We start from the raw sequence: 7,536 nt of genomic DNA on the forward strand, positions 1-7,536 counted from the left end.
GGCGCCCGCGGCGTCGTGGATGTTCGAGTACTACCCGATGCGCGAGGTGCTCGAGCTGGCCGACGGCTCGTGCGAGGCCGTCATGACCTACGCCTCGGAAGATTGGATGACGCGGCTGGTGCTCGGCTTCGGGTCGGCTGTGCGGGTGCTCGAACCGGAGTCACTGGCCCATCGTGTACGGGATGCCGCCGCGGCCGCCCTGGAGTCCTACCAGGTCGCGGCGCGGCCCCAATAGCCGCGACCGTTGCTGCGGTAGCATCGGGTGGACGTCTGGAGGTAATCAAAGTGGGCAGTCTTAGTCCGTGGCACTGGGCGATCCTCGCTGTCGTAGTGATCCTGTTGTTCGGTGCCAAGAAGCTCCCCGATGCCGCGCGCTCGCTGGGCAAGTCGATGCGCATTTTCAAGTCCGAGATGCGTGAGATGCAGACCGAAGGCAAGACTGAAGCGCCTTCCTTGCAGGCAACCCCGGAGACCCCCCAGCCCGTGCAGTCGCAGCGGGTCGACCCGCCGGCGACCACCGAGCAGGGGCACACCGAAGCGCGCCCGGCCTAGCCGCGCCGCCGCGGTGCCCGAGCGCCCCTAATCGACCGCAAAGACCACCGTGAAAGGTTTCAAGGTTTCGGCGCGCACCGCGGGCCTGCTGAAACGGCTCAACCCTCGTAACAGGCGCAGCCGCACCAACCCGGACGCGACGATGTCGCTGGTCGACCACCTGACCGAGCTGCGCACCCGGCTGCTGATCTCGCTGGCCGCCATCCTGGTCACGACGATCTTCGGGTTCTTCTGGTACTCGCACGGGATCTTCGGGCTGGAGAGCCTCGGCGAATGGCTGCGCCACCCGTACTGTTCGCTGCCGCAATCGGCGCGGGCGAGCATCAGCGCCGACGGGCAGTGCCGGCTGCTGGCCACCGCCCCGTTCGACCAATTCATGTTGCGCCTCAAGGTCGGGCTGACGGCCGGGCTCGTGCTGGCCTGCCCGGTCTGGCTCTACGAGCTGTGGGCGTTCATCACGCCCGGGCTCTACCAGAAGGAGCGCCGCTTCGCGGTCGCGTTCGTGGTGCCCGCCGCGATGCTGTTCGTCGTCGGCGCCGTGCTGGCCTACTTCGTGCTGTCCAAGGCGCTGGGCTTCCTGTTGACCGTCGGCAGCGACGTGCAGGTGACCGCGCTGTCCGGGGACCGGTATTTCGGCTTCCTGATCAACCTGCTGGTGGTCTTCGGGGTCAGCTTCGAGTTCCCGCTGCTGATCGTCATGCTCAACGCGGTGGGTGTGCTCAGCTATGAGCGGCTCAAGTCCTGGCGGCGCGGGCTGATCTTCGGCATGTTCGCCTTCGCGGCCATCTTCACGCCGGGATCCGACCCGTTCTCGATGACCGCGCTGGGGATCGCGCTGTCGGTGCTGCTCGAGTTCGCCATCCAGATCTCCCGACTGCACGACCGGCGCAAGGCCAAGCGCGAAGCCCAGGTCACGATTCCCGACGACGAGGCGTCGGTCATCGAGCCGCCCGAGCCGATACCCGAGCCGATACCCGAGCCGATACCGGAGCCGTCGTTCACGGCCGGGCAGCATGACGACGTCACGTAGATGCCGCCGTCGCATGGCAGCGGCGTGACCGAGCTGCCCGAGCTGGCCCGCTTCGCCGCGGAACTGAGCTTCACGCTCGACGACTTTCAACGGCGCGCGTGCGAGGCGCTGGAACGCGGCCACGGCGTGCTGGTGTGCGCGCCGACCGGGGCCGGCAAGACCGTGGTCGGCGAATTCGCCGTCCACCTGGCGTTGGCATCGGGCGGCAAATGCTTCTACACCACCCCTCTGAAGGCGCTGAGCAACCAGAAGCACACCGACCTGAGCGAGCGCTACGGCCGCGACCGGATCGGGTTGCTGACCGGTGACATGTCGGTGAACGGCGACGCGCCTGTCGTGGTGATGACCACCGAAGTGCTGCGCAACATGCTCTACGCCGATTCGCCTGCGCTGCAAGGGCTTTCGTATGTGGTGATGGACGAGGTACATTTCCTCGCCGACCGGATGCGGGGCCCGGTGTGGGAGGAGGTGATCCTGCACCTGCCCGACGAGGTGCGCATCGTCAGCCTCTCGGCGACGGTGAGCAACGCCGAGGAATTCGGCGGCTGGATCCAGACCGTGCGCGGCGACACCACCGTCGTCGTCGACGAGCACCGGCCCGTTCCGCTGTGGCAGCACGTGCTGGTCGGCAAGCGGCTGTTCGACCTGTTCGACTATTCGCACGCGGAGCCGGACGCCGGTGGCAAGCCGCGCGTCGACCCGGACCTGGTGCGCCACATCGCCCACCGCCGCGAGGCGGACCGGATGTCGGACTGGCAGCCTCGGCGCGGGCGGTCGGCGCGACCGTCCCGCCCGCGCTTCTACCGGCCGCCCGCGCGGCCGGACGTGATCGGGATCCTGGATTCGCAGGGCCTGCTGCCGACGATCACGTTCGTGTTCTCCCGGGCCGGCTGTGACGCCGCCGTCCAGCAATGCCTGCGATCGCCGCTACGGCTGACCACCGAGGAGGAGCGCGCGCAGATCGCCGAGGTGATCGAGCACCGCTGCGGAGACCTGGCCGACGCCGACCTGGCGGTGCTCGGCTACTACGAATGGCGCGAGGGCTTGCTGCGCGGCTTGGCGGCCCACCACGCCGGGATGTTGCCCGCGTTCCGGCACACGGTCGAGGAGCTGTTCACCGCGGGCCTGGTCAAGGCGGTGTTCGCCACCGAGACGCTGGCGCTCGGCATCAACATGCCCGCCCGCACGGTGGTGCTCGAGCGGCTGGTCAAGTTCAACGGCGAGCAGCACGTGCCGCTGACGCCGGGGGAGTACACGCAGCTGACCGGGCGCGCCGGGCGGCGCGGCATCGACGTCGAGGGCCACGCGGTGGTGCTGTGGAATCCGAGCGAGGAAACCACCGAACCGTCCGCGGTGGCCGGGCTGGCGTCCACGCGCACCTTTCCGCTGCGCAGCTCGTTCGCGCCGTCGTACAACATGACGATCAACCTGGTGCAGCAGATGGGCCCCGAGCAGGCACACCAGTTGCTCGAGCAATCGTTCGCCCAGTATCAGGCCGACCGTTCCGTGGTCGGCCTGGTCCGCGGCATCGAGCGCGGCCAGCGGATGCTCGACGAGATCGCCGCCGAGCTGGGCGGACACGACGCGCCGATCTTCGAATACGCGCGGATGCGCGCGCGGATCTCCGAGATGGAGCGCGCGCAGTCCCGCGCGTCGCGGCTGCACCGACGGCAGGCCGCCAGCGATGCGCTGGCCGCGCTGCGCCGGGGCGACATCATCACGATCACCCACGGCCGGCGCGGCGGGCTGGCGGTGGTGCTGGAGTCGGCGCGCGACAGCTCCGACCCGCGCCCGCTGGTCCTCACCGAAAACCGTTGGGCGGGAAGGATTTCGTCGGCGGACTATTCGGGCGCGACGGCACCCGTCGGCTCGATGCCGTTGCCCAAGCACGTCGAGCACCGTCAGCCGCGAGTGCGTCGCGACCTGGCCTCGGCCCTGCGGTCGGCGGCCGACGGGCTTGCCGTTCCGGCCGCGCGCCGCGGCGGTCGTGGCGACGGGGACGGCGCATTCCACGACCCGGAGCTGGCATCGCTGCGCACCGAACTGCGCCGGCATCCCGCGCACAACGCCCCCAACCTCGAGCCCCAGATGCGTCAGGCCGAGCGGTACCTGCGCATCGAACGCGACAACACGCAGCTGGAGAAGAAGGTCGGCGCGGCCACCAACTCGTTGGCGCGCACGTTCGACCGGATCGTCGGGCTGCTCACCGAGCGCGGCTTCATCCAGGGCCCGGCCACCGATCCGCACGTCACCGACGACGGCCGGCTGCTGGCCCGGATCTACAGCGAGAGCGACCTCCTGGTCGCCGAATGCCTGCGCACCGGCGCGTGGGCGGGGTTGAAACCGGCCGAGCTGGCGGCGGTGGTCTCGGCCGTCCTGTACGAGTCCCGCGGCGGTGACGGTGCCGGCGCCGCGTTGGCCGCCGAGGTGCCCACCCAGCGGCTGCGGCAGGCGCTGCAGCAGACCTCGAGGCTGTCGATGGAGCTGCGCGCCGACGAGCAGGCACACCGGATCGCCCCGAGCCGCGAACCCGACGACGGCTTCGTCAACGTCATCTACAGGTGGGCCCGGACGGGGGACCTGGCCGCGGCGCTGGCGGTCGCCGACGTGTCCGGCGCGGGGTCCCCGTTATCGGCGGGGGACTTCGTGCGATGGTGCCGCCAGGTCCTCGACCTGTTGGACCAGGTTCGCAACGCCGCGCCCGATCCGGAGCTCCGCGCGGCCGCCAAGCGGGCCATCAATGACGTCCGGCGCGGCGTCGTCGCAGTTGACGCCGGGTAGGCTGGGCGCGAGCTACCGTTACATGGCGCTAATAGCGCGAGACACAAGGGAACTGAGGAGAAGGAATGAGCGGACCGCAGGGGTCGGACCCGGGTCACCAGTGGCAACCGCCCGGTCAGAGCGGCGATCAGTCCTCGGAGCCCACCCAGGTGGCGCCAACGCACTGGCAGCCGCCGCAGCAGCAGCCCGGCCAGGAGCAGACGTGGCAGGCCCCGGCCTACACGCCGCCCGCCGACTACCCGCAATACCAGCAACCGGCCGAGCAGGCGTACCCGCAGCAGTACCCCCAGCAGCCGGGCTACGGCCAACCCCCGCAGTACGGCGAACAGCCCCAGCAATACGCCCAGCCCGGCCAGTACGCCCCGTACGGCCAGCCGGGACAGTACGGCCAACCCGGCCAGTACGGCCAATACGGTCAGCCGGGTCAGTACGGTCAGCCCGGCCAGTACCCGCAGCAGTACCAGCCCTACGACCAACAACAGCCGGCGAAGAAGCGCTCGATGGCGCTGATCGGCGGCGTGGTCGGCGTGATCGCGTTCCTGGTGATCGCCGTCGTGCTGGTGCTCGGCTTCTGGCAGCCCGGGTTTTTCGTCACGACCAAGCTGGACGTCAACAAGGCGCAGGCCGGTGTGCAGCAGGTGCTGACCGACGAGACCAACGGCTACGGCGCTAAGAACGTCAAGGACGTCGCCTGCAACCACGGCCAGGATCCCGTCGTCAAGAAGGGCGCGACGTTCGACTGCGACGTCAGCATCGACGGCGCCAAGAAGCACGTGACCGTGACGTTCCAGGACAACAAGGGCACCTACGAGGTCGGCCGGCCCCAGTAAGGGCGTCAGCCAGGCAGGGCGTCGAGCGCCTTTTGCAACCGGGCCATCGGCGACCCGACTCCCAGCTCGGTCGCCAGCTTGGCGGTGCGTCGCGGATGGGCCGCGGCCAGCGGCAGCGCGTCGGTGGGTGTCGACAGCGTGACTGGAGCGTCGGTGGCCACCCGCACCACCTTGCCGGCGGCCTCGATGTAGTCGGTCGCGCCCAGCAGCTTCGCGCGTAAACCCTTGGCCATCTTGGACTTTGGGTCATGGGCGGCGGCCAGGATCCCTTCCAGCGAACCGTGCTGGGCCAGCAGCGTGGCCGCCGTCTTCTCACCGACGCCCGGAACACCGGGCAGCCCGTCGGACGGATCGCCGCGCAACAGCGCGAGCTCGGCGTAGGCCGCGCCCGCCCGTTCCCGCGGCACGCCGTAGTGCTCGGCCACCTCGGCCGGCCCGAACAACGTGGCCTTGGTCAGCCCGCGGCCCAGATAGAGCACCCGAACCGGGATGGGGTCGTCGGCAACCACCTGCAACAGGTCGCGGTCGCCGCTGACCACGACTACCGGGTCGGTTCGTTCCTGCGCCGCCAGCGTGCCCAACACGTCGTCGGCCTCGAAACCCTCCGCGCCCGCCGTCGGGATCCCGAACGCGTCGAGCAGCTCCATGATCATGTCGATCTGCGGCGTCAGGTCGTCGGGCACTTCTTCGATGTCGGGCTGGCCCTGCGGCTCGGGCTCGGCGACCCGGTGCGCCTTGTATGACGGGATGAGGTCGACCCGGAACTGTGGCCGCCAGTCTAGGTCCAGGCACACCACCAGCCGCCCGGGCCGGTGCTGGCTGATGACGACGGCCATCGAGTCGAGGAACCCGCGCACGGCGTTGACGGGCCGGCCGTCGGGCGCTTTGATCGACGACGGCACGCCGAAGTACGAGCGGAACCACATGCTGGCGCCGTCGAGGAGCACAAGCGGTTCGGGCATGCGGGCTATCCTGCCAGCGCCGCTGACGTTGGCGCCGCCGAGGCGGGCCACGGAGTCGCCTTTGTCGATCAGCGCGGCCGGCGAGATTGCCTCGTTAGACTGACAAGCTATGCCTTCGACTGGGCGCTACGAGGAGGGCCGACGATGAGCGGTGACGCAGTGTATTACCGGGCCGATACGCGCGGGCTCAATCCCGGAGACCCGGCGACTCGCACCTTGGACCCGATGGACGACAAGGAGTACACGTACGCGACGACCCGCCTCGACGTCGCCCGTGCGATCGCCGAAAAGCATTCCGATTTCTGCGTTTACCGTGTTCTGCTGGACGAGCCCATCGAAGCCGACCCCGATGCGGCCCAAGACAACCTCGGTGAGTTTTTCGTGCGCGCCCCCTCGGGCGCCGTCGTAGAGGTCGTGGATGCCGAAGAGGCGTGAAATCTCGGCTCCCGCAAAACTTTCGGAGATTAGTCGCGGCGCAACAGGCTCGATAACATGAGTTCTGACCGATTCGAGGCGGCGGTGTATGCGCGCCGGCTGGCAGCGGCGGCCGCGGCGACCGGCGACGCCGGCCTGGCCGGCCTGGTGATCACCCCGGGCTACGACCTGCGCTACCTCGTCGGCTCGCGGGCGCAGACCCTCGAGCGGCTCACCGCGCTGGTCCTGCCGGCCACCGGCGGCGCGACGATCGTGGTGCCCCGACTTGAGCTGGCCTCGCTCAAAGGGTCGGCCGTTGCGGAACTGGGCCTGGCGGTGCGGGATTGGGTCGACGGCGAGGACCCCTACCGGCTGGTGAGCGAGGTGTTGGGCGGCGGACCCGCCGCGACCGCCGTCACCGATTCCATGCCCGCGCTGCACCTGTTGCCGCTGGCCGAGGTCCTGGGCGTGCTGCCGGTGCTGGCCACGGACCTGCTGCGCGAGTTGCGGATGGTCAAGGAGGAGTGCGAGATCGACGCGCTGCGCAAGGCCGGTGCGGCCATCGACCGGGTGCATGCGCGGGTGCCGGAGTTCCTGCGGCCGGGCCGCACCGAGGCCGACGTCGCCGCGGATATCGCCGAAGCGATTGTCGCCGAAGGACATTCGGAGGTGGCGTTCATCATTGTCGGCTCGGGCCCGCACGCGGCCGACCCCCACCACGGCTATTCGGATCGGGAGCTGCAGGTGGGCGACGTCGTTGTCGTCGACATTGGCGGCGCCTACGAGCCGGGCTACCACTCCGACTCGACTCGCACCTACAGCATCGGAGAGCCCGAACCCCAGGTGGCGCAACAGTATTCGGTGCTACAGCGCGCCCAGCGCGCGGCGCTCGACGCGATCCGCCCGGGCGTCACCGCCGAGCAGGTCGATGCCGCCGCCCGCGATGTGCTGGCTGACGCCGGGCTCG

8 protein-coding genes are annotated in these 7,536 nt (G+C 69.7%); 7 read left to right on the forward strand and 1 reads right to left on the reverse strand.

Annotated elements, in window-relative coordinates; translation table 11 throughout:
• The 5 genes from A5706_RS26825 to A5706_RS26845 form a co-directional block, all read left to right on the forward strand.
• Nucleotides 1-235 (forward strand): YafY family protein (locus A5706_RS26825; protein ID WP_156767357.1); only part of this gene is annotated, 235 nt, incomplete at its 5' end.
• Between the two features lie 50 nt (nt 236-285).
• Entirely contained in the window at nt 286-552 is a 267-nt protein-coding gene (gene tatA / locus A5706_RS26830) for a Sec-independent protein translocase subunit TatA (protein ID WP_068137913.1), read from the forward strand.
• A gap of 49 nt (nt 553-601) precedes the next feature.
• Nucleotides 602-1,582, forward strand: a complete 981-nt coding sequence (gene tatC, locus A5706_RS26835) for a twin-arginine translocase subunit TatC (RefSeq protein ID WP_156767358.1) — start codon at nt 602-604, stop codon at nt 1,580-1,582.
• Between the two features lie 24 nt (nt 1,583-1,606).
• Nucleotides 1,607-4,363, forward strand: a complete 2,757-nt coding sequence (locus A5706_RS26840; RefSeq protein WP_068137932.1) for an RNA helicase — start codon at nt 1,607-1,609, stop codon at nt 4,361-4,363.
• 65 nt (nt 4,364-4,428) lie between these two features.
• Entirely contained in the window at nt 4,429-5,193 is a 765-nt protein-coding gene (locus A5706_RS26845; protein ID WP_068137916.1) for a DUF4333 domain-containing protein, read from the forward strand.
• 5 nt (nt 5,194-5,198) lie between these two features.
• Here the strand turns inward: A5706_RS26845 and A5706_RS26850 are convergent, their stop codons facing one another.
• A complete protein-coding gene (locus A5706_RS26850; RefSeq protein WP_068137934.1) occupies nt 5,199-6,155 on the reverse strand; it encodes a 5'-3' exonuclease in 957 nt (318 codons plus the stop codon).
• 144 nt (nt 6,156-6,299) lie between these two features.
• Here A5706_RS26850 and A5706_RS26855 point away from each other — a divergent pair, with 144 nt between their 5' ends.
• The gene (locus tag A5706_RS26855) at nt 6,300-6,590 is read left to right on the forward strand and encodes a hypothetical protein (protein WP_068137920.1); all 291 of its coding nucleotides are present in this window, start codon (nt 6,300-6,302) and stop codon (nt 6,588-6,590) included.
• Between the two features lie 57 nt (nt 6,591-6,647).
• The coding region (locus A5706_RS26860; protein WP_068137925.1) for a Xaa-Pro peptidase family protein at nt 6,648-7,536 on the forward strand (889 nt) is incomplete at its 3' end.

It is taken from the genome of Mycobacterium sp. E796 (assembly GCF_001672815.1).
Lineage (GTDB): Bacteria > Actinomycetota > Actinomycetes > Mycobacteriales > Mycobacteriaceae > Mycobacterium.

Coding starts and splice junctions, on each gene's coding strand:
- A5706_RS26850 (WP_068137934.1), bottom strand. CDS start 6,155: ATGCCCGAACCGCTTGTGCTCCTCGACGGCGCCAGCATGTGGTTCCGC.
- A5706_RS26855 (WP_068137920.1), top strand. CDS start 6,300: ATGAGCGGTGACGCAGTGTATTACCGGGCCGATACGCGCGGGCTCAAT.
- A5706_RS26845 (WP_068137916.1), top strand. CDS start 4,429: ATGAGCGGACCGCAGGGGTCGGACCCGGGTCACCAGTGGCAACCGCCC.